Source organism: Geodermatophilus sp. SYSU D00766, assembly GCF_054049915.1.
The window spans coordinates 1-1,649 of record NZ_JBJGYI010000086.1 but is presented as its reverse complement, the minus strand read 5'-3'; the positions used below and the strand labels follow the sequence as shown (position 1 = coordinate 1,649).

Here is a 1,649-nt window from a genome sequence, read left to right as displayed (position 1 = left end):
TGAATGGTTGTCCGGCGGTGTCCTACTCTCCCACCCCGTCTCCAGGGCAGTACCATCGGCGCTGAGAGGCTTAGCTTCCGGGTTCGGAATGGGACCGGGCGTTTCCCTCTCGCCATGACCGCCGTAACACTGTGAACGTGAACCCACGCCACACCCCAGGGGGCGGGTCGGGTGCGTTCAGAACCGCACAGTGGACGCTGTCGTTACACACACGCTTCTTCTCATCCCCGGCGCGGGTGTGCGCGGGTTAGGGGTGTGGTCAAGCCCTCGGCCTGTTAGTACCGGTCAGCTCCACACCTCGCGGTGCTTCCACTTCCGGCCTATCAACCCGCTGGTCTGGGCGGGGGCCTTACCCCATTCACTGGGTGAGAGACCTCATCTCGAAGCGAGCTTCCCGCTTAGATGCTTTCAGCGGTTATCCCTGCCGAACGTAGCCAACCAGCAGTGCACCTGGCGGTACAACTGGCACACCAGAGGTTCGTCCGTCCCGGTCCTCTCGTACTAGGGACAGCTCTTCTCAAGTCTCTTACGCGCACGGCGGATAGGGACCGAACTGTCTCACGACGTTCTAAACCCAGCTCGCGTACCGCTTTAATGGGCGAACAGCCCAACCCTTGGGACCTACTCCAGCCCCAGGATGCGACGAGCCGACATCGAGGTGCCAAACCATCCCGTCGATATGGACTCTTGGGGAAGATCAGCCTGTTATCCCCGGGGTACCTTTTATCCGTTGAGCGACACCGCTTCCACATGCCGGTGCCGGGTCACTAGTCCCAGCTTTCGCTCCTGCTCGACCCGTCGGTCTCACAGTCAAGCTCCCTTGTGCACTTGCACTCGACACCTGATTGCCAACCAGGCTGAGGGAACCTTTGGGCGCCTCCGTTACCCTTTGGGAGGCAACCGCCCCAGTTAAACTACCCACCTGACACTGTTCCTGATCCGGATCACGGACCCAGGTTAGACATCCAATTCGACCAGAGTGGTATTTCAACGGCGACTCCACCGACACTGGCGTGCCGGCTTCCCAGTCTCCCACCTATCCTACACAAGCCGAACCGAACACCAATATCAAGCTGTAGTGAAGGTCCCGGGGTCTTTCCGTCCTGCCGCGCGTAACGAGCATCTTTACTCGTAGTGCAATTTCGCCGAGCCTGTGGTTGAGACAGCTGAGAAGTCGTTACGCCATTCGTGCAGGTCGGAACTTACCCGACAAGGAATTTCGCTACCTTAGGATGGTTATAGTTACCACCGCCGTTTACTGGCGCTTGAGTTCTGAGCTTCGCACACCGAAGTGCACTAACCCGTCCCCTTAACGTTCCAGCACCGGGCAGGCGTCAGTCCGTATACCTCGTCTTACGACTTCGCACGGACCTGTGTTTTTAGTAAACAGTCGCTTCTCACTGGTCTCTGCGACCCCCCTCCGCTGCACCGCGCGAGGCGGTTGACGGGCGAGGGTCCCCCTTCTCCCGAAGTTACGGGGGCATTTTGCCGAGTTCCTTAACCACAGTTCGCTCGATCGCCTCGGTATTCTCTACCTGACCACCTGAGTTGGTTTGGGGTACGGGCCGCTCGGAACTCGCTAGAGGCTTTTCTCGGCAGCATAGGATCATCGAATTCGCCTCATTCGGCTATGCGTCAGGCCTCACCCT

Annotated in this window: 2 rRNA genes; both read right to left on the bottom strand. The window is 59.1% G+C overall.

What is annotated here, in order from left to right:
• Nucleotides 1–9 precede the first annotated feature (9 nt).
• A 5S ribosomal RNA gene (rrf, locus tag ACI8AD_RS24920) occupies nucleotides 10–126 on the bottom strand.
• A 129-nt stretch (nucleotides 127–255) separates the two neighbouring features.
• Nucleotides 256–1,649: ribosomal RNA gene (locus tag ACI8AD_RS24915) — 23S ribosomal RNA — on the bottom strand; the annotation flags it as partial.